The organism is Bacillus altaicus (assembly GCF_042136375.2).
Taxonomy (GTDB): domain Bacteria; phylum Bacillota; class Bacilli; order Bacillales; family Bacillaceae_G; genus Bacillus_A; species Bacillus_A cereus_U.
Map to the genome: position 1 here is coordinate 2,409,906 of NZ_CM143394.1, position 26,910 is coordinate 2,436,815.

Here is a 26,910-nt window from a genome sequence, read left to right on the forward strand (position 1 = left end):
CGATAGAGGTTTAATTATATAAACAAAAGAGGTATTTGAATGAAAAAATTTCAATCATTTGATGGTACAATAACTATGATTAACGATTTTGTAACAGGATCAAACGAAGATATAGGATGTAATAAATTAATGTCCGTAGATAATGGTTATGGGAATCTAATAAATTTTGTAGTGAAACCAAATACGTATTTTATCGACTATGCAACGGTAGTAGTAGGAGATAAAGTAACCGGGTTTTACGATGCCAACGCTCCTGCTCCTCTCATTTTCCCACCACAATTTCAAGCGATTGTTATGGCAAAATATACACCTCATCAAAATGTAAAAGTAGACTATTTTAATGAACAGTTGGAGAGTAGTGATGGAAAATTAAAATTAAATATTTCTCCTTCTACTCAAATTTTATTAACAAATGGTCAAATCTTCACAGGTAATCTTGTAAATCGTAATTTAATAGCTATTTATGGTTTTACAACAATGAGTATACCAGCTCAAACTACACCATATAAAATCATTGTTTTGTGTCAAAAGTGATTTCTATTCTAAAGGGTCTCTCGGTTTATCAAACTACAATCCATTGTAGCATCAAAAATTTAAGCCATCTTATTGAACAGGATTATAGGCATGTAAAGAGACGTTTTGCCAAATCTGCAGGAGTTCAAAATCTTCGTCATGCTTCACGTACGATAAAAGGTATCGAGACCATTTATGCCCTATATAAACAAAGGCGAAGTCTTCAAAGAGACTCCGCCTTTTCAATGTACAATGAACTTCAACAATTACTAGCTAATTCTTCAACCTTGTTCCTGATTTACCAACCAGTTTATGCTTTTTTCAAACTTTGCAACAGAACCTACCCTTTAATATCTATATAGTCTTACCATTTGATTGAACAAGGTTGTTCCCTCTAAGTTGATCAAACTGTTTCCGTTCTTAAGTTGATGGACATGTATGGTGATTCCACATCCATCAACTTAAGAAAAGCAAATACCTCAAAACAAAAAACACACTCGTTCTGATTAGGAACGAGTGTGTTTAGGTTATCTGAAAGGTACAAACTTCCATGAGCTAGGTTTTTGTGTTTTTCCCCCTAGTACAATCCAACTTTTCTCTGCATTTATATTCTTATAATTTAATGGATAGTCATCTGTAAAAATATTATATTCTGTAGGTTTATCCGGGTTAATTTGAATTTTAAAGTCAGCTAAACTATCAGATTTTTGAGCAAGGTGAATCCAACTAGAATAATTAGACCAATTTAAATATTGAAATTGATCGTAATTTGAGTGCTTCATGCGAAGATATATACTCTCCCCGTGGTGTAGCTTTGCATCATTTTCTTTGTAGAATTCAAATTCTATAGGTGTACCAGATAAAGCATTGTTCTTATTATTTGCAAGTGAGACATAATCGTAACGGTTTGCTACATACCATTCAAATGTTAGACCTTGATAAGGAGATTCACTTGGTACGATATAATAGTTTTTCCCTGCTTCTATGACGTTTCCTTCTATATCATAGATTAATGCAGTCTCTATACTTGGAGCTTTCACATTTTCAGTAAAAGTTTTAAACCAAAGATTTAAGAAACCTGCTGTGTTACGCTGAGCTTCTCCTAAGCTTCGCTGCACAGCTGGGGTAACCATTTCTTGCCACAATTGCGCCTTACCACTATTATAATACTTAAATGTTTTATCATTAGTAATATTTTGGATTTCAGGTTTAGCTACTCGGGCTGCATAATCAATCCATTCTTCAGGTGTGGATAGAGAGTCGTTATAATTCCCTCCAGTATTGACTGCAAATTGATTTTGAATGGTTGTAACATAATTTTCAAAGTAGCTATGATATTTTATAGCTCTCGTATCAATTGCGGTAAAATTTGCTGCATGCATAGGTTGGGTAGCATCTGTAAAGTAGTGCGTGGCTACTCCTAAGTAATAGAAAGCTTTTTCATAGTCTTTATTTCGTAAATGTTCTCCAGATTCATAAAAGTATTTCTTGCCTTGTGTAAGAGCCGTTGGATTTGTTTCTCCTCTATAATTTTCTTTAGTATCAGGATCATAAAAATGAGATTTCCATCCGCCTTTAAAAACACCGCCTATTCCTGTTCCGCCATCGTTAAACTCTGCATTATAATCTGCATCATATAATCCTTTAGAAAATAGATCTTTATATTGCGGATAATTTAAAAAGTCCACAGCCTGCTTATTTGCTTCAACATTAGATTCTGTTTTCATAATTTCAATGGCTTGTTTTGCAATCCATAAATGTGTACTTTTATCAGAATGATACGGAGCTTCTGCAGACCATCGAGCGGTAATAGGATCATTCTCAGTTAAATCAATTTGATCGAGATGAGCATAACTACTTTGAGGAGCTACTCCTAAAATAGTTAAAGTCATGCCAGCTATACATAGTGTTGATGTGATTTTTTTCATTTTTTATTCCTTTCTAAATATGAAGATATAAGTATTATAAATACATCAATATCATGAAGATACAGGAAAATCCTAATATGTAATATTACATATTAATAAAGTTATATAAATATATATAACTTAAAAATCACTATAACGAACATGCAGGTTTCCTTTTTTATTTGTTAGTTTTATCAGTAAAGTAGACTACATATCAACTTCAGATACTTGTTTTATGATACAAGTAATCAAACAAAAGGAGGGCCATACAAAATGATTACACCATTATTAACAGGGCACTCATTTAAGTACAGGAGATTATTAGCAGGTGGAGAAAATGTTGAAGATGTACAGACAGATAAACATATTCCATATGAACAAAATGAATTGCAGCAAACTCTAGAAAAGTACGATTCGAAGGAGTTGAGTTATAAAAAGAAAATAGATAAATTGACAAGAGAAAAGCACTTTGTGTATATCACAGATGTTTTTTATTTTCATTTTGATAGGGCTTGAATTAAATTTCCATGTTTTTTTTGCATCCATTCAATACTACATATGTAGTATTGAAGTTATTAATAATAAAATGTATTATAGATAAGCGCAATTTATAATTCAAGCAAGCCGGAATGTGTATTCGTAGTAAATGTAATATTCAGAAATGGTAGTATTGTCTGGAAAATGAGGTGGAATTAATAGAAACGTTACATATTAAATGATATGGATTGTATAGTTTAAATGACTTTTACAGTAGAGAAGAAGCTTTTAAGAAGGTTATAAACAAAGAAATATTGCTCTATATTGAAAAAAATAAAAGCGCTTTATACAAAAGATAAGGGGACTTCATAAAGATTCATTTTGTCACGAGAGCGAATTAAAGGTTAGATTAGGAATAATAGAATTCCCTAGTGACGAAAGTTATTCTGAAAAGAAGGTGAAATCTTTTTTTGGTTTCACGGCATATCCATTAGAAAGCGCAAACTAAAGAGGACAGTTGATTTTAAAAATTATAAATCGGTGAAGAAGAGGCTTATTTGTTAATAAGTATACTTAAGTACAGAAACTTATTAATCTTTAATTTATTAAACTATTTTTGAATAACATATGTCAGATACTTGAAAACGCACAAACCTTAATATTTTCATTATTTAATAAAAATATTAAGATTCTCAAGAACAATACGTAAAGATTAGTGGCGAAAATAAACACGGAGGTTTGAAAAATGGGACAAGGAAGCAGGTTTCAAGCAAAACAACAAAATCGTCGTAATAAGGGGATATTTAATATCGCATTTAGTGTGGTATTAGTAACAGTTGGCATAGTGACGTATCAGTTGTTTTTCACTTCTGATACATCAAAGAAAGCAATTGCTCAAGAAAAGAAAGCAACAAAGATAGAAGAGAAGAAGAACGAAGATAAAGAAGCAGTAAAGATAGAAGAAAAGAAAAACAAAGATAAAGAAGCGGCAAAGATAGAAGAAAAGAAAAACAAAGATAAAGAAGCAGCAATGATAGAAGAAAAGAAAAAAGAAGATCAAGAAACAGCAAAGATAGAAGAAAAGAAAAACAAAGATAAAGAAACAGCACATTTAGAAGAGAAACAAAAAGTAGAAGAGCCTGTAAAAACGAACGGAAATGAAAATAAAGAGGGAGAAAAAACGATATCTCAAGAAAAGGGTTCTCAAACTAATTCTTCTTGGAAGGCAATTGGTACAGAGCAAGGAGCAAAACCTGCAATGAAATTTAAAGAAGGAACAGTAGATTGGAATGAGATGAAAAAAGCAATTTCTTATGCTGTTGATGTTCCAGAGGGTCAATTGATTTTTGATTTTATTGGAAATAATGGTGAAAATAAAGCCTACGGTAATGTACGAGATAAGCAAAGTAATAAAAAATATAAGGTTGATATTGATTGGGTAGAGAATCAGGGCTGGAAACCAGTATCTGTTCAAGTAGTAAAATAAATAAGAAAAATGTAATTGCTATCATCTCTTGTTGTGAGCGACTAAGCTATTATAGTTTAGATAAGATAAACTTGGTTCTATATGATATTTGAGTTGACACTCCCCACCCCTAAAGGGGAAAGCTGACTAACATCAGTAGGATTCTTGCTACCAAAGGCGAAGTCCATTTCTGGTATCGTTGACGTGCAAGGTTGCGGTGTGCCATCACCACTCTCACGACAGACCGTATAGGTTCGTGTTCAGATGTTTTAGCGTCTTGTTCTTGACGACATACATCATTTTACCGATAGCATGAATCCGGCGTCATCTCAAACAAATGAATAACTCATGGAGAGTGGACCAAACATACATAAAAATAAAAGGACGATGGATGTATTTATATCGTACCGTTGATTCTGAAGGAAACACGATTGACTTTTATTTGAGTAAATCTAGGAATTATAAGGCTGCAAAGCGCTTTTTCAAGAAAGCTTTGCAGTCTTTTCATGTTTCAAAGCCTCGTATTATAACAGTCGATAAGGATCCTGCTTATCCAATTGCTATCGAACAGTTGAAGGAAGAAAAAAGGATACCAATGGGCACCAAAATCCGAAGGATAAAATATTTAAATAACATAGTAGAACAAGAGCCTCGTTTTATTAAAAAACGTATACGCTCTATGTTGGGATTTAAATCATACAAAACATCAGCTTCTATATTGAGTGGTGTTGAAGCCATGCATATGCTCAAAAAAGAATAAATTGATTTGCAGGACCAGTCTGTCCAAAATAAGAATATTTTTATCAACCGGCTGTTTGGATTAATTGCTTAACAGGTGAATCCGTTAGGAATCCTGAATTCTTTTTTACTTATCATTTTTTACACCAGAACCATACATTCAATCAAAAAGAGAAATATGTAAAAACGTATCAAAAAGTGTACTTTTTAATTAATTAAGCATATGTCTCTTTTTCGGGGGAATAAGCAAAAACAACTAGTTTAAAAATTTTTACAACAGAAACAGATAACGTGATAAAGTATTAGTTACTGTGTATGTAATGATAATAAAAGAGCCTTCCCTAATGGTGTTTTTTATAGCTTAGCTTATACGATTTTAGGAAATTAATAGCATTTTATACCGCTATTAGTAACCTAATTTCTAAGAAATAGAGGTGATTGTTGGGTGACTAAACCTTTTGAAAAAAATAGTCGTTATATGGTTGGATTGGACAGTCTAAGGGGCCTAGCTATACTAGGTGTTATTTTGTATCATATTAATTTTAATTGGATGCCTGGAGGGTTTTTGGGAGTTACTGTATTTTTTGTACTTTCAGGTTATTTAATTACAGATATTCTAGCGATGGAGTGGAAGAGAAATAAGAGAATTGATTTAAAAAAATTCTGGCTTAGTAGGGCAAGGAGATTACTTCCTGGAATGCTTGTTATGCTCGTTATAACGTTGGCATGGATTACGATTTTTCATAGCTCTTTACTTGAAAAAATGCGTGGAGATTCATTAGCGGCGTTATTTTATGTTAGTAACTGGTGGTATATTTATCATAAATTATCGTACTTTGATAATTTTAACCAGCTTTCTCCATTGAATCATTTTTGGTCGTTAGCAGTTGAGGAACAATTCTATGTTGTCTGGCCGTTTATCATTAGTTTAGGACTTTACCACATAAAAAAACAATCCCGTATGATTTTATTGATTTGTCTGGGAGCTGTTGCTTCAGCTTTAGCGATGGCAATTTTGTATGAACCTGGAGCTGATCCGAGTAGAATTTATTATGGCACAGATACGAGGGCCTTTTCTTTACTTATTGGAGCGGCACTTGCCTTAATTTGGCCAAGCAATAGGCTTGCAAATAAAATTATTCCAAAGGCGCGTCTCATTCTGGATGTAGTGGGAGGAACTGCTCTTATTATTATTTTGCTTATGTTTTGGAAGACGAATCAATATGATCCGTTTCTATACAATGGAGGAATGGTTCTCTTATCAATTGCAACAGCATTGTTAGTGGCAAATCTTGCTCATCCAGCGAGCCGTATCGCTCAATTTTTACGATTTAGACCTTTACGTTGGATAGGAATAAGGTCGTATGGCATATATCTTTGGCATTATCCAATTCTTACATTGACGACTCCAAAAGTAAATGCTGGAGATTTTTCACTAATAAGAGCAATACTTCAATTTCTTCTAATTATAATGATTGCGCAAATTTCATGGAAGTATATTGAAAAACCAATCCGACAAGGTGCGCTCCGAAATATTCAGTTTAAGAATTTAAGGCTTCAAAATGTCGCTTTAAGTGTTAAGTTAGCTTTAATTTGTGCAGTATTCGTTTCGTCGATAGCCGTTTTTGGGTTATCAAAAGTTAGTAAGGCTAAGGAGAATCCTCAACTAGATAAGGTGGAAGCAGTACAAACACAACCAGCGAAACATCCAGTTGCAATTCGGGAAAATCCAGCTCAAGAGACGCCCAAAAATCAAGAAGAATCAAAAGAAGTAAATTCTGTGCAACCTAAAAGTTCTCCCAACGTTACAGCGATAGGCGATTCCGTTATGATTGATATTGCTCCATATTTAAAAAATGCTTTTCCTGATATTAGGATTGATGCACAAATTGGTCGCCAGCTGTTAAAAGCGATTCCTGTAGTTGAACAGTTAAAGAATGAAGGGAATTTAGGAAACTATGTCATTATTGGGTTAGGTACAAATGGAGCCTTTACTACGGAGCAACTTGTTTCATTAATAAAATTAATTGGAAATGAACGTAAAATGATATTTATTAATACAAGGGTACCGCGCCCTTGGGAATCAATCGTGAATGAGAGATTGAAAGTGACAGCAGCTGAATATCCGAATATAACTCTAGTTGATTGGTATGCAGCAAGTGCTGGGAAGAGAGACTACTTTGCACCTGATGGTGTGCATTTAACCAAATTAGGTGCAGAAGCATACGCAGCACTTGTAGTCAAAGCTGTGAATCAATAATTCGATATGCTTTATAAACTTCTGTTGCAAAGTTAATTGAAATATAAAAGATTTATGGTTGAGAAAGACAAATTTTTTGCAGTCATCAATAATGAATGGTTTCGATGCCTGTTACTATACGTGAGTCATGACGTAGGCTTTGAAATCCTGTGGATTTGGAAAAGTGTCTGTCGCTATACATGTCGATGGTCATGTTCAGTGAAATTATTAATAGGAAGAAAGAATGTAGCTTCCTAACTTTAAAAATAAGCCCAAAGAATTATTTAATTCTTTGGGCTTATTTTTGAACCAGAATTGGGTATCGTTAGAGAGTTAGAGAGAAGGTGAAAGGAGGTTAGTAGATTAATTTCTTTCGCCTTTTTATCATTTTAGCCAAGAAGACTCCTTCCTCAAGGAACGCGAAGTGAGTAGGTGGGGGATGAATTGGCTTCGAATAAGGGATGGCAGGAAGCCATCTTAATTGTTCGACATATATAAACTGTTACTTCACTACCTATCGAATGTACGTTTGTTGTATAATAGACGCATACCGAAATGGAGAACTTGATTTATTTGTTTCTAAAGAAGAAAAATTAGAATTAGAAAAGAAATTGGATGAAGTATTGGAAAATCATCAATTACAAAATCAATTCAATCAGGTATTGGTTCAAAAATTACAAGAGATTACAAATGAATTAGTTACTACAAAAGAGCATTTAGTTAATACTGAGAGAAAACTAACCGAAGTAGAGGGGGAAAATGGTGAATTAGAAATATTTATAGAGAAAAAGTTAGAGAAACGAGATCAATTACGTAGTAATATTTTTCAATTATTTGATTTGGTACTACAGTATGTATCACCACGAAATGTATAAATCTCGTGTATGTCAATAAGAACAGAATAAAGAATGTGTAAAAAAGTACCCATACAATTATTATATGTATCACAATTGTATGGGTACTTTTTTACTTATTACATAATAGGGACAAAAGTAAATGCATCGGATAATTATCATAATGAGAGTGTACAGATGTATCAAATGAAACCTCTATTCTCATATTTGTAAACGCTATTATAAGCTTTGTTGGAGTAGTTTTTTGGGTAAATGATATTGTAATGAATAAGTGGGTTGCTGTAGTGGATGTTTTCACTTTCCCATTCTGTCATATCAATTTCTAATAAGGCAAGAGGTAGACAAACGTTTTATAAAAAAGGTCTGTATAGTGTTAGCAGGTGCGAATGTGGTGTGGTTCTTATGGTCACCAGCTTCAAATGATAAATACTTTGTTCATATAAAAAAGATAAACTACTACCTACTGAATATGTAATACAGGAGACGCCTAATCATGATACACCTATTTATGCCCGTGAAGCGATTGTTACGGAATATACTTTTTACAGATTGGAAAGTCTTAGCGAAAATGATTTTGGCATTGTCTTAAAGATTCTTCATTTGCTCCACCTTCAAAGTTAGGATTGTGAAATTAAATTTTGTCATCTTCCCCAAAAAAAATGTCACAAATTCCATATGTACCTGGTGGTTTTTCATCTAATATTTTATATCTATAGCAAGAACATGTATATTTCATGTTCTTACCTCACTCTTTATTGCTTTGTATTCGCTGTTTAAACTCTTTCGGTAAACAATTATTTTCTTTTTTAAACAACTTATAAAACTGTGACATGTTTGCAATTCCAACTTCGCATCCGACATCTGTAATACTAAGGTCACTTGTTATTAATAAACTTTCAGCTTGTTTGATACGCTTATAATTCACATAATCTAAAAAGGAAATACCCATAATTCTTTTAAAGTATTTTATGAAATAATGATAGCTTAAATTTATTAATGCACATGCTTTTGTTACGGTTATCTTTTCTCCTAAATGATCTTCTACATAATCAAGTACTGGTTTTAAACGAGCGAAGTCGTCTTGTTCACTATAAGTTAATATGTTATGTGTGTCGTTTCTTACTAGTAATAAAAGTAATTTCTTAATGGCAGCACTAATTGCGATTTCATATCCGTTCATTTTCATTTTTGATTCTGTAAAGATTTCTATAATAAGAGCATAAGCCTCATGTTTCACAACTTCATTTTGTTCAAAAATATAGTTTAACTCATTTAAGGATTTTGTTTGTTCTGAAAAGCAATGTAAATATTGTATAATGCTTCGGTCAAAGTGTTGTTTTAAATTTACTTGAAACACAACGTAGTGTAACGAACCTGCAGAAGGTTTATGTGACCGATGTAACTCAGATTTCCCTAAAATAAAAACATCTCCAGGGCCAAGAACAATATACTTATCCTTATTTTGTATACCTAAATATCCTTCTATAATTGCTAGAAACTCAATCTCTTCATGATAATGCCAAGGGGCACTCTTAATTTGATCACAATAAGAAGTTTCCATAACAATGTCCCATACCTTTAAAAATAGTAATGGATTTTGATAAATAACCTTTTCTTCAATTGCTTTAGCAAGCTTATTACAAATTCCTTCCGTCATAGACGTTTACACCTCCTTATTAGCAATATAACACCTTTATTAAAATGCGATAAGTAAGTTTCCTTATTTCTTATAGAAAAAGGCAACTTTTGATAAAAACATAACGATATATAGCATATTTTTTTAGTGAAAAAATTTCTATAATAATTTCAAATCGAGCAAAAGGAGGATATGATAGTGAATATTTTAAAAGTAGGTGTTATTGGCTGTGGAAGCATCGCGCAGTATCGTCATTTACCAGAATATGAAGCAAACCCATATGTACAGATTGTAGCTGTTTGTGACAGTAATAAAAAACGCGCAAAGGAAATTGCCAATAAGTATGGTGTAAATATGTACACTGACTATAACGAGCTTATCAATTGTGAAGAGTTAGATGCAGTTAGTGTCTGTACACCAAATAATTTACATGCATCAATTTCTATCGTTGTTTTACAATCAGGTATCCATGTACTATGTGAAAAGCCAATGGCGACGTCAAAAAAAGATGCAGAAATGATGATTGAAGCTGCTGAAAAAAGTGGTAAAAATTTAATGATTGGTCATAACCAGCGTTTTGTTGCTTCTCACCAAAAGGCAAAACAATTGATTGAAAATGGAGAAATCGGAAAAATATATAGCTTCCGTACAGCATTTGGTCATAGTGGTCCTGAAAATTGGAGTGTAGATGGAAAAGAGAGCTGGTTCTTTAAAAAAGATGAAGCGTTTCTTGGTGCAATGGGTGATTTGGGTGTACATAAGGCGGATTTAATTCGGTATATTCTTAATGAAGAAATTACGGAAGTTGGTGCCTTTGTTGAGACGAGTGCAAAAACATTTTCGAATGTAGATGATTGTGCAGTATGTATGTTGAAAACCGAAAGTGGCATTATCGGATCACTTGCAGCAAGTTGGTCTTACGTTAGCAAAGAAGATAATTCAACAATTATTTATGGTGAAAAGGCCACTCTTCGCTTAGAAGATGATCCAACTTACTCACTCATTCTTCAATATAAAAATGGTGAAGTTGTAAAATATGAGCTTGATAAAATTCATTCGAATGCTGCAGTTGGTCAAAGTAATTCACATGTGATTGAGCAGTTTGTAGAGTCTATCCTTTCTGATAAAGAGCCGTTAATTAATGGTGTAGAAGGAATGAAATCGCTAGAAGTCATTTTAGCAGCCATACAATCTAGTGAAACAAAACAAATTGTTACAATTCCATTATGAGAAAAGGTGAAGACATGAAGAAACTACGCATTGGAATAATAGGGGCCGGAGGAATTGCACAAGGTCGCCATATCCCTGCATTTGTAAAGTTACATGAATATTGTACGATTACGGCTATACATGATAGAAACATAGAACGCGCAAAACAAATCGCTGAAACATATAACATTCCTTATGTATTTGAAACGTATGAAGAAGTCTTTAAAGAAGTTGATGCTGTTTGTATTTGTATACCGAATAAGTTTCATGCTGAGATTTCTATCGCAGCATTACAAGCAGGGAAACATGTATTATGCGAAAAACCGATGGCTTTAACAGCGGCAGAATGCGAAAAAATGATAGAATCTGCAAAAAACAACGGCAAAAAACTTACTATCGCTTATCATTATCGTTATATGAAAGAGTCGCAAGTTGCAAAACAAATGATGATAGGTGAGATTGGCACACCTCTTGTTGTTCGTGTAAAAGCACTCCGTCGCCGAAAAGTACCAGGCTGGGGCGTTTTCACAAATAAAGAATTACAAGGCGGAGGAAGTTTAATAGATTACGGTTGTCATCTTCTTGATTTAGCACTTTGGTTAATTGGAAATCCAAAACAAACGGAAGTCATTGGTAGTGTCTATAATGCCGTTAGTAAGCTACCAAATCAAGTAAACATGTGGGGGAAATATGATTATAAAACATTTCAAGTTGATGATCATGTTACCGCATACATAAAGTTTGAAAATGGGGCATCATTGTTATTTGAAACTTCTTGGGCAGCAAATATTAAAAATGATGAAGAATATTTGAGTATCTCCGGAGTAAAGGGTGGAATAAATGTTTTTCCAATTGAATTATATACAACAAAACATAATATGATATTAAATAGTGAACCTGTTTGGATAGCAAATAACGGCGATCCTGGAATTTTGCAAGCAGAAAACTTTGTAAAAGCTTGCTTATACGATGAAGAATTAATTGTAAAGTCTGAGGAATCGCTGCAAGTATCGCAAATTATTGATGCAATTTACGAAAGTAGTAACACACACGAAGAAGGGACGGGAAGATAAATGAAATTAGGAGTATTTACAACACTTTTCTCTCACATGGAATTTGAAGAAATGTTAGATTATGTACAAGCAGCCGGTTTGCATGCAGTAGAAATTGGTACAGGTTGTTATCCTGGAGGTTCGCACTGTAACTTAGATGTATTATTAGAAAGTGAACAGGCCAGAAGCGCATATATAGAACATGTACAAAAAAGAGACTTAATCATTAGCGCTTTTAGTTGTCACGGGAATCCGTTATCCCCAGATGCTGCTTTTGCAACAGAATCTCATGAAACATTGTTAAAAACCATTCAACTAGCTTCACTACTAGACGTACCTGTTGTGAATTGTTTTTCAGGTGTAGCAGGTGACCATGAAAGCGCAAAATACCCGAATTGGCCTGTTGCACCATGGCCAAATGAATACAATGATATTTTAAAATGGCAATGGGAAGAAAAGCTCATTCCTTATTGGAAACAAGTTGGTGAATTTGCAAAAGAACATGGTGTAAAAATTGGTTTAGAACTTCACGGTGGTTTCTTAGTACATACTCCATATACATTACTAAAACTACGTGAAGAGACATGCAATGCGATAGGTGCTAACTTAGACCCTAGTCATTTATGGTGGCAAGGAATTGACCCTGTCGCTGCTATTAAGTTATTAATGAAAGAAAATGCAATTTATCACTTTCATGCAAAAGACACTTACATCGATCAAGAGAATGTAAATATGTATGGTTTAACAGACATGCAGCCCTACGGTAAAGTGAAAACAAGAGCTTGGACGTTCCGTTCTGTTGGTTGTGGCCATAGCTTAGAAGAATGGTCACAAATGATGAGTGCACTTCGTACATATGGATATGATTATGTTGTAAGTATTGAACACGAAGATCCACTCATGTCTATTCAAGAAGGATTTAAACGTGCCACAAAAAATCTTCAATCTATTTTAATTGAAGAAAATCCTTCACAGATGTGGTGGGTGTAACTTCGTTTAAAAAAGAAATGAGTAACATTTTTTTCAGAGAAGCCATTCGTAAAAGAATATTAGCTTCTCTTTTTTTAGAAACTCGGAATGTTATGTTGAAATAAACTGATAGATGGTGAAAGTAAACTAAGGTTTCCCTACAGTTAGAAGGTCCACATTTACATCGAGAACATGAAGAAGATAAATTATCGATTTTAGATATTTCGGCTACATTAGATATAGGAACAAAGGTAAATGTAGAAATACAGCTGAATAACAATCATGATATGATTAAACGCAGTTTGTATTATTGGGGAAGGTTGTACACTTCTCAATTACAAAAGGGCATGCCATATAGTTCACTTCATAAAACGATTACAATTAACCTGTTAAACTTTGTGATGTTTCCTGAATATGAAGCATTTCATACAACAGGCATCCTTTGGAATCAGGAACAACAAAAGCTATTAAGTGATGATATAGAAGTTCATATAGTAGAGATTCCAAAGTTGATGCAGCAATGGCGCGAAGAGAAAGTCAATCCGTGGGAAGATTCGTTTGTTCGTTGGTTATTATTATTACCTGCGAATGAAGATGAACATCTCACACAAACATTGGAGGATATTGCCATGAACCGAGATCCGATTTTACAAAAAGCAATGAATAAATGGGAACGTATGAGTCAAGATTCTTCTTTCCGTCAAGCATATGAAGCAAGAGAAAAGGCCTTAATGGATGAGGCAGCAAAATTTGCTCATGCAGAACAACAAGGAATTAAAAAGAGAATTGAGCAAGGAAAGATGCAACTCATTCGAGGCATGCATAAAAATGGTGTGTCTGTAGAAGATATTGCAAAGCTTACAGGATTACCAGAAATAGAAATACAGCGATTTTTGCAGAGTTAGAGAAAGCATTTTATCCAATAAAATGCTTTCTCTAACTCTGCCTGAAAAGAAGATGAGATGTCTCAATCTTCTTTTTCTATTTTTAGGGGGTACGGAAACATCACTATCAAGCTAATGAAAACGAAATACTCCAAAACCGAAAAAAATGGGAGTATCTCATTTTTTTCGGTTTCTGACAGAAGACTCCTTCCTCAAAAATATAAAGGTGTGAAACACCAATTTTAGGTGGGAGATGAATATCAGTAGGCGTAAGCCTTCTTCAAATAAAAATCTATTTGTCTCTTATCTTTAACTATACTTCTTTTCTAATTTTATTAGGTTTTTCTTCTGATTCGATAAGCCTATTGTAAAACTATTTGCTTTAATTACAATATCACCCCTGTTACCTGTTGAAGTGACAGTTATCTTAGTCCTAAACAAACCTTTCTTAACTTTCACACTTTCTATATCCTTCATGTCTATACACTTTATATTACCAGTGAACTTACCACTCATTGATATTTCTAATACCATAAGTCTTTTATCGGTAAAACATATGATTAAATGCTCAAGGTCTGCCAATGCTCCAAGACCGTATTTAAAATACTCTGATGCTGATGGTGTTACATAGGAGTAGAAATAGTAAAAGTAAGTTTCACCTTCTATTTTTAATTCTTCGAATAAATCGTCTAAGTACTTGTTTGTTAACATCTTAATCCCCCATAACGAAAATTTTGAGCATGTTGCTCGTATTTATTGTTTGGGGTAACTCGTTCTTTTAGCTTGATGGCGATGGGGTAGTACCAACAAAACACAAATTTCGTACGCTACGAAAATGTAATGACTTTATGCTGCACGTAAAAACTGGTTAGTGAGAGCTCATAATCTGCGGGAGATGAACACCCCCGCGAATTTAAGTTTCACTTTATAAAAAAGTAAGGGTCGGTACCGCTCGTTATTTCACCATTCTGAACAATCGGTACATACGAAGTGCACCCAGTGCTTTCTCCATCTGCTAATCTATTTCCTCAGGCAAAAAATAATCCAATCCATTCGTTAACTCCTTGCGTATATGGGAGTAAATTATTTAAAGTATCTGGATTAAAACAGTCAATTTTATCTGCGGAATACTCTTCATTGGTATAGGCAAACCAATAGTTTTGAGGATTAGCCTCTAGGAAAAAATGCCAACGGAAATTTAGAGTTATTCCATATTGACTCCAATAGTCTTGAGCTCCTATAAACATTTGAGCAAGTCTATCAGTACTACTATTAGTATTTTGGGCAACAAATATATTTAAGCCTACATAATATGCCATTTACTTATCTTCTTAAAGTAGATTCGCAATAAACTATTTAGAGAGAGTAGATATGACTTGTAAACTTTTCGTAACGGTATTTGCTGAGTTTTTGTATAATATAATCATGTGAAGTTAACATGACTTATTGTATCAATAGTATATATTTGCGTAGAATATCCATTTTAAGGTTTTGAAGTCCCCCCTAAATGAAAATTTTATTTCGCTAAAGTTAGTTACTTAGTGAAGTCTGCTCATTTTTTTCGTATTAGGGAAGAAGGTACTTTTTAACTTGATGGGTATGGGGGGGACCCCTTTTAGCAAAACCGGAGTGGGAATGATGAGTATAAATAGTTTTGTGGGATTGATAAAGGACGAATTATTAAAAGAGGTAAGCATAAGAAGTGAGGATGAATTCGAGCCTGTAGTAGTTAAAGATATTCCTAGACTTTGGAAGTGTTTAGGGACAGGTAATTATGCCGCAGTATTTATGCATAAAGAATACAAAGATTGGGTAGTGAAAGTTTACGTGCGAGAAGGAGAAGGAATTGAAAAAGAGTCAGAAGTATACCGAAGAATCGGAAATCATCCTTCTTATTCGAAGCTTATATATAAAGGGGGAAATTTCATAGTATTGAAACGTTTAAAAGAAATTACCTTATACGATGCTATTCATAAGGGGATTAAAATTCCGAAGCAGGTAATCCTTGATATCAATGAAGCTATAGAGTATGCAAGGGAGCAAGGATTAACTCCTTGTGATGTTCACGGGAAAAATGTGATGATGGAAAACGGAAGGGGATATGTAGTCGATGTATCTGATTTCTTAAAAACAAAAGAAGATAGTAAGTGGAGAGACTTAGAAAAGGCATATTTTACATTTTACTTGCCTTTCATTTATAAATTGCCTTTCCCTGTTAAAATACCGTATTTCATGTTAAACATTGTTAGACGTTCATATAGAAAATATAAGAAGCTTAAAAAGAAATTCAAATTGTAAAAGGACCACATACTTATCTTTAGGTTAGATAAGTGAACCACTAGTAAATAAAAGGACCGTACATTTTAGATATGTCTAATATGTACGGTCCTAATTTTATAACTTCATGAAGTAATTTATTTATAAAATGATTGTAACATTTGTATATAATACTGATATTATTATGAGAAGTAAATCTTCTTGTTTTAATAGAATATACCCATTTCAGTACATTTCATTTTAAACATATTGATGTACTATAGTTCTAAACAAATCACAATAACGGATTAGAAGGGGAATAAACTATGTACACAGACTCAATTGAGTATTAAAATTTCAATCTAATTTACCTTTGCATAGATGCAGGTATCAGTTAGTTTTTTACTGTCAGCTGAAAGATCTTCATTACGTAATATCCCTTCAAGCTCAAAACCTAGTTTTTCAGGGATCTTATGACTTTTAGTGTTATTAGATTCACATCGTATTTCAATCCTTCTAAATTTGAGTAACTGAAATCCAAGGTTTGTTAACTCACTTACTACTTCTGTCATATATCCATTGCCACTAAATTGCGTGTTAATCCAGTATCCAATTTCACATTTAGAAATTTTCCAATTAATTCCGTGAAGGCTAGCAGTTCCAATAAAATCATTAGTATCCCTATGATAGATAAGATAGCGAAAGCTTTCTCTTTTCAAAAAATCTATATGGGCATTTCTCAGGAGAATTTCCGTTTCTTCAACAGTAGGAATTGACTGGAATAAAAGCAACCATTGTTTTAACTCATTAATTGAATCCTTAATAGCTTGGTATACTACATTCCCGTCACCAGCTGGAAGTGGTGCTCGAAGAATTAGTCTGTCTGTTTCTATTTGTAAAGGAACATCTAATAAAATAGGATGCATATCATTTCTCCTCTCGAAAACTTTAAATTATGACAGAATGAAACTTATATAATAAAAAAACTTTCACCCAAAAGAAATAATTCTTGAGGACGAGAGTTGCAATTTCGTGGTACCACCTTAGTTTGTTGATATGTCACCATATCAACAAACTAAGGTTACGTTACTATAATAAATAAATTAAAAAATACCCTATCTCACTAACAGGAGATCCCGTCAAAGCATCACTATAAGTTATTATAGAACCGTGCGAAGCTCCTAGTCTTTCTTCATTAAGAACTTGATATACAGCAAAGCTTGTCTCCCATAAAGGGACCTCCCCAAAATTAGTAAACAATAAATATATATTCAATTAATCACTTAGAAATCCCTTTTCACATATTGAAAACTAAACTGCCAGTTGGTACAAAAAATGGCTACCGAAGCAGCCTTAGGTTGTTCAACTAATGCATGCGTTAGTTGAATAAGGAATTATTATTTTTCATCTATCAGATTCCAACTTTTGTCTTTTGCATAATGGGGTAGCACCACATTCCTATCAACTTAAGAAAAGTTAACACCCCACAAACAAAAAAATGAGCTGACTTCTCAAAATAATTAACTGTAGAGAAAGAAAATTTTCATTTAGGGGGTACTTCAAAACCTTAGCTTGATGGGCTTTTTTCTTTTTTCTAAAGATCCAGTGTAAGTTCTTTAAATATTTTCATACCAGATAAACCCTATTGGGTTTTAATTTTTTGGATTACGCTACATGCTTGTGAGGCATAGAAAGGTTATATACGACGCCTAAGATATCAAAGACGGTTTTCTTCTCATACCTATGGGATTTTCGTCCGTTTTTCTGTAAGATATCAAACAGACGAAACAATATCTTTGTTAATTCTTTGGTGTCTTTTTGTAGAGATTCATAAATAAGTAGAAAATAATCTTTTATGATATAAATCGCTTTATATTCGCTTAATTCTCGTTTCTTCTTGATGAGAATTAATTGGCACATTTGAGACACAGAAGCTATTTTGAACGTAAGGGATTTGTAAGGAATAGGTAAGGAAAAAGAGATTTTCATTGTGTATGATGAAAATATAAAGAAGCATGAAAGGAGGAACAGATATAACTTATATATGAAAAACAAACCAGTTAATAAGAGTGTTTCATGGAAAAGAAATAATTTCTGAGGTTAACATACATGCAAAAAGAGGGATTTACCGTTTATTAGGACAGAATGGAGCTTGTAAAAATAATCATTATGAAGATGATTACGAATTCAATGTTGACTTTTTGTCATCGGTAGAGATGATAGCTGTGTGGTGAGTATGAAATATCAAGCAACCACCTATACAATATGAATAGAGGAGAGGAATGCCTTATGAAAACACGTAGTCAAATTACATTTGCAAGTCTGGCTCTTTTAATAGCTGGAAGTTCCCTGTTATACACAACGCCAACCTCAATTGTAAAAGCAGAGCCCACTCAAAATGTATCTAGTTCGTTACAAACAAATACTCAACGAGATCGTAATTCCGTCAAGCAAGCAATGCGGGATACATTGCAACTTGGATACCCGGGGATACTTGCTAAAACTTCCGAGGGTGGAAAAACTTGGGGTTATGCCGCTGGGGTAGCGGATCTGAGCAGCAAGCAACCAATGAAAACAGATTTTCGCTTTCGCATTGGCAGTGTGACGAAGACGTTCATCGCAACGGTTTTACTTCAATTAGCTGGAGAGAACCGCCTGAATCTAGACGACTCCATCGAAAAATGGTTGCCTGGTGTCATTCAAGGAAATGGATATGATGCTAAACAGATTACTATCCGTCAGATGTTGAATCATACAAGTGGTATCGCTGAATACTCAAGGTCAAAAGAAGCTGATTTTACGCATACAAAAAGATTGTATACCGCTGAAGAGCTAGTGAAGATTGGACTTTCGATGCCCCCAGACTTTGCCCCAGGAAAGGGCTGGTCTTATTCAAACACAGGATACGTATTACTGGGTATCCTTATTGAAAAAGTAACCGGAAACAGTTATGCGGAAGAGATTGAAAATCGGATTATTGAACCGCTGGAATTGTCGAATACATTCCTACCTGGCAATTCAAGCGTTATTCCAGGCACTAAGCATGCCCGTGGATATGTCCAACCAGACGGAGCAAGTGAGCTAAAAGACGTTACTTATTTTAATCCAAGTATAGGTAGCTCGGCTGGAGATATGATTTCTACTGCTGACGACTTAAACAAATTCTTTTCTTACTTGCTCGGTGGAAAATTAATGAAAGAACAGCAACTAAAACAAATGCTTACTACAGTTCCTACAGGAAGAGCTGAAATCGGGAGATACGGTCTTGGAATCTATGAAACTAAGCTTCCAAACGGTGTCCCGATATGGGGACACACAGGTGGTATTCCGGGATTTAGTACTTTTGCTGGAGGTATACTTGGAGGTAAGCATACGTTGGCCGTCAGTTTGAACAGTATGGGTAGAGCTAACAGTCCTGATCCTTTTAAAAATATTTTACTTGCTGAATTTGGTAAGTAGGTAAAAAGGAAAAATTTTTTTCATAGTTTTCATAGTTAAAAATATACTTTTCTAGTTCAAAAGCCCCAACTTATTTTCAAAAAAATTTGGGGCTTTTTTTGTTTTGGTGGCGTTTATTCTTCTTAAATTGATAGATATGTATGGTGACTCCTATATGTAATATTGCATATAAGAATGTGTTGATGAGAATGGAAGCGCTTACTATAATAGAAACATAAAGATAAATTACATCTTAGTAACAACAAAAGAGGAGGAAATAATATGGAAATCGCAATGGCAGTTTTGAAATTTTTAGGTGGAGTAATTCCATTAGTTCAAGAACTTTTAAAAGTATTTATGTAAGTTTATTATTCGGCAATTATTTATAAATAATTATCATACCTTAATACGAAAAACAGAAGGGGATGTTTTTTTGAAAATTAAGAAAAATAACAAAGGAATAAAATTTCTAACATGTTTATTAGTTAGTTTATGCACTATTAATTATTCATCTATTTCCTTCGCGGAAACACAAACAGGTAATGCAAATGATGCAACAAAAAATGCTAGTGGCATTGATACTGGCATAGCAAATTTAAAGTATGATAGTAGAGATATTTTAGCAGTAAATGGTGATAGAGTAGAGAGTTTTGTTCCGAAAGAAAGTATCAATTCAAATGGTAAATTTGTAGTAGTTGAACGTGAGAAAAAATCACTTACAACTTCACCAGTCGATATTTCGATTATTGATTCTGTGGCTAATCGTACTTATCCAGGAGCCGTACAACTTGCAAATAAAGCTTTTGCAGATAATCAACCTAGTTTATTAGTGGCTAAGAGAAAACCTTTGAATATTAGTATAGACTTACCTGGCATGAGAAAAGAAAATACAATAGCTGTTCCAAATCCAACATATGGTAATGTGTCTGGAGCAGTAGATGATTTAGTATCTACTTGGAATGAAAAGTATTCAACAACACATACGTTACCTGCAAGAATGCAGTATGCAGAATCTATGGTTTATAGTAAATCACAAATAGCAAGTGCTCTTAATGTTAACGCTAAATATCTTGATAATGGGCTGAACATTGACTTTAATGCGATTGCAAATGGAGAGAAAAAAGTGATGGTTGCGGCATATAAGCAAATATTTTATACAGTAAGTGCTGAACTACCTAACAATCCATCAGATTTTTTTGATAATAGTGTTACTTTTAGTGAGTTAACTCGTAAAGGGATAAGTAATGCGGCTCCCCCTGTTATGGTGTCAAATGTAGCTTATGGCAGAACAATTTATGTGAAGTTAGAAACAACATCTAAGAGCAAAGATGTACAAGCTGCCTTTAAAGCCTTACTTAAGAATAACAGCGTCGAAACGAGTGGACAGTACAAAGATATTTTTGAAGAAAGTACTTTTACCGCTGTAGTATTAGGTGGAGATTCAAAAGAGCATAACAAGGTTGTTACAAAAGATTTTAATGAAATACGAAATATCATTAAAGATAATGCAGAATTAAGTCTTAAAAATCCAGCATACCCAATTTCATATACAAGCACTTTCTTAAAAGATAATTCAACTGCGGCTGTTCATAACAATACAGATTATATTGAGACTACAACTACAGAATATTCAAGTGCTAAAATGACGATTGATCATTACGGTGCATATGTTGCTCAATTTGATGTATCTTGGGATGAATTCTCATATGATCAAAATGGGAAAGAAGTACTAACACATAAAACTTGGGAAGGAAGCGGTAGAGACAAAACTGCTCATTTCTCTACAGTCATACCACTTCCACCGAATTCAAAAAATGTAAAAGTCGTAGCGAGAGAATGTACAGGTCTTGCATGGGAATGGTGGAGAACAATTATTAATGAACAAAATGTTCCGTTAACAAATGAAATAAAGGTTTCAATTGGAGGAACAACATTATACCCAACTGCTAATATTAATCATAATTAAAGGTAACGTATACGTCCGAAGCGCCCTGTTTACAGGGCGCTTTTTTACTTAGTTGAAAGTATATCGGCGTTTTTTCAAATATATCATAATCAATTCGCAAATCTTATAATCATATTTTTTAATGGCTGCATGAATGTTTTCAATGATTTCATTCCTTATTATTAAATCTCTATAAATTTAAATTAGTCTATCTTTATTAATTTATTATGTATCAGCATTTGGATTTTTTATAAAGAAAAGGCATTATCCTCAAAGTGCCTCTTCCTACTTAATCTACAATGGGATAGCAACACATCGCCATCCTTTCTGTATATTTCTACAAAAAGAATAACGTTCTCTGTGAAGTATGGATATAAATTTATCTTAGGTTGATAGTGATGTATGATGCCTCCATATACATAAATACATTTTGTCGAAATTATTAAAAAGGGTAATTTTTCTATTTGAAGAACTAATAATTGATTGTCAATATGTATTAGAAATCTCAATCTAAACTAAAGGAGAACAAAATGGGACAAAACAATAAAGGCTTTTCTGAAACAGGATTGCGCAAAATGCGCAATGTACTGGCGCAGCATGTCGATTCTGGAAAGATTCCTGGGCTCGTCGCCTTAGTCAGTCGAAACGGCGAGACGCACGTCGAAGCGCTTGGAACAATGAGGCATGATGGTGGCGCACCAATGCGTCGGGACACGATCTTTCGATTGGCGTCCACTAGCAAGCCGATCGCAGTTTCACCAGTAATGGTTCTGCTCGACGAGTGCAAACTGCATTTAGACGACCCAGTAGACAAATGGCTGCCTGAACTCGCTGACCGGCAGGTGTTGAAACAGCCCGATGGTCCACTGGAAGAGACCGTCCCAGCACGGCGTCCTATCACTGTACGAGACCTGTTGACCTCCACATTCGGGCTCGGAGTGGATCTCACGTTGATGGGTTCTCCGATCATGAACGCGTTCTTCGAGAGTGGGATATTCGACACGCCAGGGCAGGATATGCCCGATCCAGATGAGTTTATGTGTCGCCTAGGTGCACTTCCGCTAAGCTACCAGCCCGGAGAGCGGTGGCAGTATCATATCAGTATTGAAGTGCTCGGCATTCTTGTTGCCAGGGTCACGGGTCAGACATTCGAGTCGTTCCTGCGCGAACGCATATTCGATCCACTGGGAATGAAGGACACTGGTTTCTACGTGCCTGAGCTCAAGATTGACCGGCTTCCACCTGCCTTCAACCCCAATCCGCAGACAGGTGAGTTCATCGTTTGGGATGAGGGTGCAGGCGGACGTTACAGCAAACCTCCAGCATTTCAAGCAGGCGGTGGTGGGCTGCTCGCAACCATCGACGATTATCACGCGTATTTGCAGATGTTGTTGAACAAAGGGATGCACGGAACCAAACGGATTCTGTCTAGGCCCGCAGTCCAGCTGATGACCACCAACCGTCTTACTCCTGAACAACAAGTATACCGAGACGATTTGGCCAAAAACAACGTCCATTTGTCGTTTGGACAAGGGATACAAGGTGGCTGGGGCTTTGGGATGGCGGAACTGGCACTACAGCTTACGCTGATCCAGACAAACAGTTTATTGGAATTCTGTTCACCCAGGTTGGGATGTCCACTCCGGCCCCATCGCATCTTATCCAAGACTTCTGGACCACGGTCTACCAAGCAATCGAAGACTGAAACCGAACTTAGGTATTGTTTAAAGGAAAACTCCAAGACAATTATACGCATGATGGCCACCATCAACACCATGGTTAAAAGGTATGGCAGGACGGGAAGTGTTGGAAGTACTACGAGAACAGTTTGGCATTATTAATAAGAGCCAAATAAAAAATCCTCTTGGATGTAAGAGGATTTTTTATTTGGGAATAGTAAGGGTGAGGGGAGGTGCATTACATATGGGAAAAGGTAGAAGTAATAATGCTGGTAAAAAGCAACCGAATTTCGATGATTCATCTAATTTCGCTAAACAAAGCCAACCGACAGAAAAGAAGAAGAAATAAGAAAAGGATCTCTCTTTATCAAGAGAGATCCTTTTTTAAATATATTGACGTTTCAGCACAACATATCGATTGCTCAACCAAATAGTCATAAATGCAAGGCCTAAACTCCTGCGAATGGAAGCCAATTTAATATTATTTTCCTGCTTTTTCTAATGGGTGGAATGATTGCTCAAATTGTAGCCTTGAGGAACCCTCAGAGAGTTCTAAGTATAACTTTGATTGCATCAAGTATTTTTGGCTCTGAAGACAACAAACGGAATTTGCCTCCGATCGATGAGAAGATACTCACTTACCATGCTAATGGGGCCAAACTAAATTGGTCGGATGAAGAATCTGTTGCAAATTACTTGGTTACAGGATCAGTGTTATTCTGTGGTTCAAAGCATAAGTTCGATGAGAAGAGGGCTTATAAGCAGGTAGAAAAAGAAATAAAACGAGCAAATAACCTACTCAGTATGTTTAATCACTCACTTCTTAAAGGCGATGATTCTTATGAGGGGAAGTTAAAAGAAATTAATATACCTACTTTGGTTATCCACGGTACAGAAGATACAGTGCTTCCATACGAGCATGGTCTTGCTCTTGTTAATGAAATTCCCCATGCTATATTACTAACCCTAGAAGGATCGGGGCACGAGATTCATTGCGACGATTGGGTTCATATAATCAGCGCTATTTCGAACCATACTTCACTCTTATAATCATTATAGGAATCGCATAAAACAAAAACACTTGGAAAAAGGGCTACAATTGAATTTGTAACCCTTTTTTTCTATTGAAAATCAGTTTTGGAGCTGTTACTCAATTATAGAATATTAATACTCAGTGATTGATAATTCCGTCTTGTAAGGGGTAGTACCACATGCCCATCAAGCTAAAATTTTATAGTACCCCCAGAACGAAATTTTGTACTAACTTGTAACAAAATGCTCATTTTTTCGTTTTGAGGTATTTGCATTTCTTAGCTTGATGGTGATGGGCTGTACCCCGTTATGATAAAATCGTTCCCTTTTCGCCATTTATTAAATTAAGGGGCAGGATATGCTAATCAATTCGCGAATACTTCAAATAATCATTAGCAAAGATTCTGCATGAACCATAAAAAATGGTATCCTTAAAAAAGTGAAGGGGCAGCATAGCCTTATGAAACTAGGACATATAATGATTTTCGTCAATGACATGACAAAGGCGAGATGGTTTTATTCTGAATTACTGGGTTTGCAAACATTGTTAGAGCAAGAAAATAAGCTTGTATTTGCCATTGACGGCTGTCAGCTTATAGCTTTTAAGTGTGAAAAGACCAAAGAAATTGGAGATTATTCAAACGAGGCTAGAACAGTTTTGGTGTTTGAGGTCGTATCTGTTGAGCAAACTTATAAGGAAATGAAGGAAAAGGGTATTCAATTTTTGCATGATAAACCTACTCAAGAGCGATATGCTGCTTTCGTTGATCCGTTTGGTAACGTGCATGAAATCGCTGAATCGTTCGAATGAGAGGCGTTAACTTAGTTACAAACAACGTGGTGGAACATATTACAAAGGTATTGCTCTAACGGGACACGATAGCGCAAAGATTGATTGCAATCAACGTTAGACCGAAGATTAAGATCGTGGTTTGATACTGAATTAGTCCGGGGGTTTCGCGATCCGGTCTTTTTTTATTTGTCAGCGTCACAAAGCGCCACATCGCTATCGAGTTAATAAAAAGAAATGCCCCTAAAATGAAAAAATGCGCTATTCTTTCTGTAGAATCATAGGAAAGGATGGCGTTTTTCATGTCTGTTTCTGTGTCTGACGAATTACAACTATTTGCTCAAGAGATTCAAAGTTTTTTATCTCCAAATACCTTACGGGATCTTGCTAGAGATGTTGGTTTTGTACAACGAACCAGTAAGTACCAAGCAAAAGATTTAGTCGCTTTATGTGTATGGGTGAGCCAAAATGTAGCTATGACTTCTTTAACTCAGTTATCTAGCTGTTTAGAAGCATCAACAGCAGTACTTATCAGTCCTGAAGGACTGAATCAACGATTTAATAAGGCGGCCGTCCAACTTTTACAACACATACTAGCTGAACTACTAAACCAAAAACTGATCTCATCTATGCCGATTTCTTCTCCATATACTTCTGTTTTCAAGCGTATTCGTATTTTAGATTCAACTGCATTTCAACTCCCGGATGTATTTTCATCGGTTTATCCAGGTGCAGGAGGATGCAGCCATACAGCGGGAGTAAAGATTCAGCTTGAGTATGATTTATTAAGTGGACAGTTCCTTCATATTCATACAGGTCCAGGTAAACAACATGATCTAACCTACGGTTCCCTGTGTGTCCCAACTGTAACAGCGAATGATTTATGTATCCGAGATTTAGGTTATTTTCATTTGAAAGATCTTCAACATATACAAGATAAAAAGGCTTATTATATCTCACGTATCAAATCGAATACACGTATTTATCAAAAAAATCCTAACCCTGATTATTTTCAAGATGGCAGAATCAAGAAAGGTACAGAGTATATCCAGATAGATATGGAGACGTTAATGAACTCCCTTCAACCAGAACAAACATGTGAAATAGCTGATGCTTATGTAGGAATGATTGATAAAGTGCCAGCTCGTGTAATTGTTCATCGATTAACAAAACAACAGCAACAAAAACGATTACAAGATCAAGCTGTAAGAGAAAAAAAGAAAGGAATGAAGTATTCTTCTCGTAGTAAAAGACTCAGTGGTATCAATGTATATATGACAAACACCCCTACAGATATTGTCCCGATGGGACAGGTACATGACTGGTATTCTTTGCGTTGGTAAATCGAAATTTTATTTAAAACGTGGAAGTCATTCTTTCAAATTCATCATTGTAAAAAGATAAAACCAGAACGATTGGAGTGCCATTTATATGGTCAGTTGATTGCCATTCTACTCTGTTCCTCTATCATGTTTCAAATGCGCCAATTGCTCCTCATGAAGAAAAAACGAGAGCTTAGTGAGTATAAAGCCATATATATGATTAAAGACTATTTTCTTCTTTTATTCCAAACTATACAAAAAAACACCCAGGAGCTATCAAAGGTGTTACTTCGCCTGTTCAATCTCCTACAGCAAAACGGGCGGAAATCTCATCGATATGAGAAAAAAACGGTCTTTGATATATTAGGTGTCGTTTACAATTGTACCATGTCTGATAATCAAGCCGCTTAATTCAAAAAAGTGAAACCCATTAGGGTTTATTTCGTATGCAAATCTTTCAATCATCTACACTTGCCCTTTAGAAAAAAGAAACAATCTCGCTTAA

The 26,910-nt window shown here is 34.9% G+C and carries 15 protein-coding genes and 11 pseudogenes; 19 read left to right on the plus strand and 7 right to left on the minus strand.

From position 1 onward, the window contains the following. Positions 1-39 precede the first annotated feature (39 nt). Together ACE38F_RS12585 and ACE38F_RS12590 are read left to right on the plus strand one after the other, a co-directional pair. Positions 40-534, plus strand: a complete 495-nt coding sequence (locus tag ACE38F_RS12585) for a hypothetical protein (protein WP_375370430.1) — start codon at positions 40-42, stop codon at positions 532-534. 23 nt (positions 535-557) lie between these two features. Continuing rightward, a pseudogene (locus ACE38F_RS12590) lies at positions 558-794 on the plus strand (DDE-type integrase/transposase/recombinase); the annotation flags it as partial. A 246-nt stretch (positions 795-1,040) separates the two neighbouring features. On the opposite strand, the gene ACE38F_RS12595 reads toward ACE38F_RS12590, so the two are convergent. Beyond that, entirely contained in the window at positions 1,041-2,441 is a 1,401-nt protein-coding gene (locus ACE38F_RS12595; RefSeq protein WP_375370429.1) for a zinc dependent phospholipase C family protein, read from the minus strand. Between the two features lie 252 nt (positions 2,442-2,693). Between ACE38F_RS12595 and ACE38F_RS12600 the strand changes: the two are divergent. The 5 genes and pseudogenes from ACE38F_RS12600 to ACE38F_RS12620 all read left to right on the plus strand — a co-directional run. Next, positions 2,694-2,843, plus strand: a pseudogene (locus tag ACE38F_RS12600) (histidine kinase); the annotation flags it as partial. 302 nt (positions 2,844-3,145) lie between these two features. Next, positions 3,146-3,360 (plus strand): annotated as a pseudogene (locus tag ACE38F_RS12605) (sodium:proton symporter); the annotation flags it as partial. 282 nt (positions 3,361-3,642) lie between these two features. After that, complete coding sequence (locus tag ACE38F_RS12610; protein WP_375370428.1) at positions 3,643-4,383, plus strand: YrrS family protein; 741 nt, start codon at positions 3,643-3,645, stop codon at positions 4,381-4,383. A gap of 295 nt (positions 4,384-4,678) precedes the next feature. Next, positions 4,679-5,194, plus strand: a pseudogene (locus tag ACE38F_RS12615) (IS6 family transposase); the annotation flags it as partial. A 351-nt stretch (positions 5,195-5,545) separates the two neighbouring features. Continuing rightward, on the plus strand, positions 5,546-7,360 hold the full coding sequence (locus tag ACE38F_RS12620) for an acyltransferase family protein (RefSeq protein ID WP_375370427.1): 1,815 nt from the start codon (positions 5,546-5,548) through the stop codon (positions 7,358-7,360). Positions 7,361-7,445: 85 nt separating this feature from the next. Here the strand turns inward: ACE38F_RS12620 and ACE38F_RS12625 are convergent. Then, positions 7,446-7,572 (minus strand): annotated as a pseudogene (locus ACE38F_RS12625) (IS6 family transposase); the annotation flags it as partial. Positions 7,573-7,878: 306 nt separating this feature from the next. Here ACE38F_RS12625 and ACE38F_RS12630 point away from each other — a divergent pair. After that, positions 7,879-8,151 (plus strand): annotated as a pseudogene (locus ACE38F_RS12630) (MerR family transcriptional regulator); the annotation flags it as partial. 787 nt (positions 8,152-8,938) lie between these two features. Here ACE38F_RS12630 and ACE38F_RS12635 read toward each other — a convergent pair. Beyond that, positions 8,939-9,850, minus strand: coding sequence for a helix-turn-helix domain-containing protein (locus tag ACE38F_RS12635; protein WP_375370426.1), 912 nt, complete (start codon positions 9,848-9,850; stop codon positions 8,939-8,941). Positions 9,851-10,027: 177 nt separating this feature from the next. On the opposite strand from ACE38F_RS12635, the gene ACE38F_RS12640 reads away from it, so the two are divergent. The 4 genes and pseudogenes from ACE38F_RS12640 to ACE38F_RS12655 form a co-directional block, all read left to right on the plus strand. Beyond that, entirely contained in the window at positions 10,028-11,059 is a 1,032-nt protein-coding gene (locus tag ACE38F_RS12640) for a Gfo/Idh/MocA family protein (protein WP_375370425.1), read from the plus strand. 14 nt (positions 11,060-11,073) lie between these two features. After that, positions 11,074-12,111 (plus strand): Gfo/Idh/MocA family protein, encoded by a 1,038-nt coding sequence (locus tag ACE38F_RS12645; RefSeq protein WP_445979251.1) that lies wholly within the window; start codon positions 11,074-11,076, stop codon positions 12,109-12,111. Then, entirely contained in the window at positions 12,112-13,080 is a 969-nt protein-coding gene (locus tag ACE38F_RS12650; protein ID WP_137077073.1) for a sugar phosphate isomerase/epimerase family protein, read from the plus strand. A gap of 131 nt (positions 13,081-13,211) precedes the next feature. Then, positions 13,212-13,964, plus strand: a pseudogene (locus tag ACE38F_RS12655) (Rpn family recombination-promoting nuclease/putative transposase); the annotation flags it as partial. Between the two features lie 288 nt (positions 13,965-14,252). Here the strand turns inward: ACE38F_RS12655 and ACE38F_RS12660 are convergent. Both ACE38F_RS12660 and ACE38F_RS12665 read right to left on the minus strand, forming a co-directional pair. Then, a complete protein-coding gene (locus tag ACE38F_RS12660) occupies positions 14,253-14,654 on the minus strand; it encodes a PH domain-containing protein (protein WP_048376565.1) in 402 nt (133 codons plus the stop codon). A gap of 317 nt (positions 14,655-14,971) precedes the next feature. Continuing rightward, positions 14,972-15,262: a hypothetical protein gene (locus ACE38F_RS12665; protein ID WP_375370423.1), complete on the minus strand. Its 291-nt coding sequence runs from the start codon at positions 15,260-15,262 to the stop codon at positions 14,972-14,974. A 319-nt stretch (positions 15,263-15,581) separates the two neighbouring features. On the opposite strand from ACE38F_RS12665, the gene ACE38F_RS12670 reads away from it, so the two are divergent. Continuing rightward, positions 15,582-16,241, plus strand: coding sequence for a protein kinase family protein (locus ACE38F_RS12670; RefSeq protein WP_375370422.1), 660 nt, complete (start codon positions 15,582-15,584; stop codon positions 16,239-16,241). Between the two features lie 320 nt (positions 16,242-16,561). On the opposite strand, the gene ACE38F_RS12675 is transcribed toward ACE38F_RS12670, so the two are convergent. Further along, positions 16,562-17,125 (minus strand): GNAT family N-acetyltransferase, encoded by a 564-nt coding sequence (locus tag ACE38F_RS12675; RefSeq protein ID WP_375370421.1) that lies wholly within the window; start codon positions 17,123-17,125, stop codon positions 16,562-16,564. Positions 17,126-17,864: 739 nt separating this feature from the next. Further along, a pseudogene (locus tag ACE38F_RS12680) lies at positions 17,865-18,122 on the minus strand (IS4 family transposase); the annotation flags it as partial. 366 nt (positions 18,123-18,488) lie between these two features. Here ACE38F_RS12680 and ACE38F_RS12685 point away from each other — a divergent pair. The 6 genes and pseudogenes from ACE38F_RS12685 (at position 18,489) to ACE38F_RS12710 (ending at position 26,816) form a co-directional block, all read left to right on the plus strand. After that, positions 18,489-19,658, plus strand: coding sequence for a serine hydrolase domain-containing protein (locus ACE38F_RS12685; RefSeq protein ID WP_002190158.1), 1,170 nt, complete (start codon positions 18,489-18,491; stop codon positions 19,656-19,658). Between the two features lie 412 nt (positions 19,659-20,070). Continuing rightward, positions 20,071-21,603: a thiol-activated cytolysin family protein gene (locus ACE38F_RS12690; protein ID WP_375370420.1), complete on the plus strand. Its 1,533-nt coding sequence runs from the start codon at positions 20,071-20,073 to the stop codon at positions 21,601-21,603. A 509-nt stretch (positions 21,604-22,112) separates the two neighbouring features. Next, a pseudogene (locus ACE38F_RS12695) lies at positions 22,113-23,287 on the plus strand (serine hydrolase domain-containing protein). A 475-nt stretch (positions 23,288-23,762) separates the two neighbouring features. Beyond that, positions 23,763-24,311: pseudogene (locus ACE38F_RS12700) on the plus strand (alpha/beta fold hydrolase); the annotation flags it as partial. A 442-nt stretch (positions 24,312-24,753) separates the two neighbouring features. After that, positions 24,754-25,104, plus strand: coding sequence for a VOC family protein (locus ACE38F_RS12705; RefSeq protein ID WP_060750842.1), 351 nt, complete (start codon positions 24,754-24,756; stop codon positions 25,102-25,104). Between the two features lie 281 nt (positions 25,105-25,385). Then, positions 25,386-26,816, plus strand: a pseudogene (locus ACE38F_RS12710) (IS4 family transposase). Positions 26,817-26,910: the final 94 nt, after the last annotated feature.

Bases quoted from the DNA above. Each gene is read 5' to 3' on its own strand.
- ACE38F_RS12585 (WP_375370430.1), top strand. From the start codon at position 40: ATGAAAAAATTTCAATCATTTGATGGTACAATAACTATGATTAACGAT.
- ACE38F_RS12595 (WP_375370429.1), bottom strand. From the start codon at position 2,441: ATGAAAAAAATCACATCAACACTATGTATAGCTGGCATGACTTTAACT.
- ACE38F_RS12610 (WP_375370428.1), top strand. From the start codon at position 3,643: ATGGGACAAGGAAGCAGGTTTCAAGCAAAACAACAAAATCGTCGTAAT.
- ACE38F_RS12635 (WP_375370426.1), bottom strand. From the start codon at position 9,850: ATGACGGAAGGAATTTGTAATAAGCTTGCTAAAGCAATTGAAGAAAAG.
- ACE38F_RS12645 (WP_445979251.1), top strand. From the start codon at position 11,074: ATGAAGAAACTACGCATTGGAATAATAGGGGCCGGAGGAATTGCACAA.
- ACE38F_RS12650 (WP_137077073.1), top strand. From the start codon at position 12,112: ATGAAATTAGGAGTATTTACAACACTTTTCTCTCACATGGAATTTGAA.
- ACE38F_RS12660 (WP_048376565.1), bottom strand. From the start codon at position 14,654: ATGTTAACAAACAAGTACTTAGACGATTTATTCGAAGAATTAAAAATA.
- ACE38F_RS12665 (WP_375370423.1), bottom strand. From the start codon at position 15,262: ATGGCATATTATGTAGGCTTAAATATATTTGTTGCCCAAAATACTAAT.
- ACE38F_RS12670 (WP_375370422.1), top strand. From the start codon at position 15,582: ATGAGTATAAATAGTTTTGTGGGATTGATAAAGGACGAATTATTAAAA.
- ACE38F_RS12675 (WP_375370421.1), bottom strand. From the start codon at position 17,125: ATGCATCCTATTTTATTAGATGTTCCTTTACAAATAGAAACAGACAGA.
- ACE38F_RS12685 (WP_002190158.1), top strand. From the start codon at position 18,489: ATGAAAACACGTAGTCAAATTACATTTGCAAGTCTGGCTCTTTTAATA.
- ACE38F_RS12705 (WP_060750842.1), top strand. From the start codon at position 24,754: ATGAAACTAGGACATATAATGATTTTCGTCAATGACATGACAAAGGCG.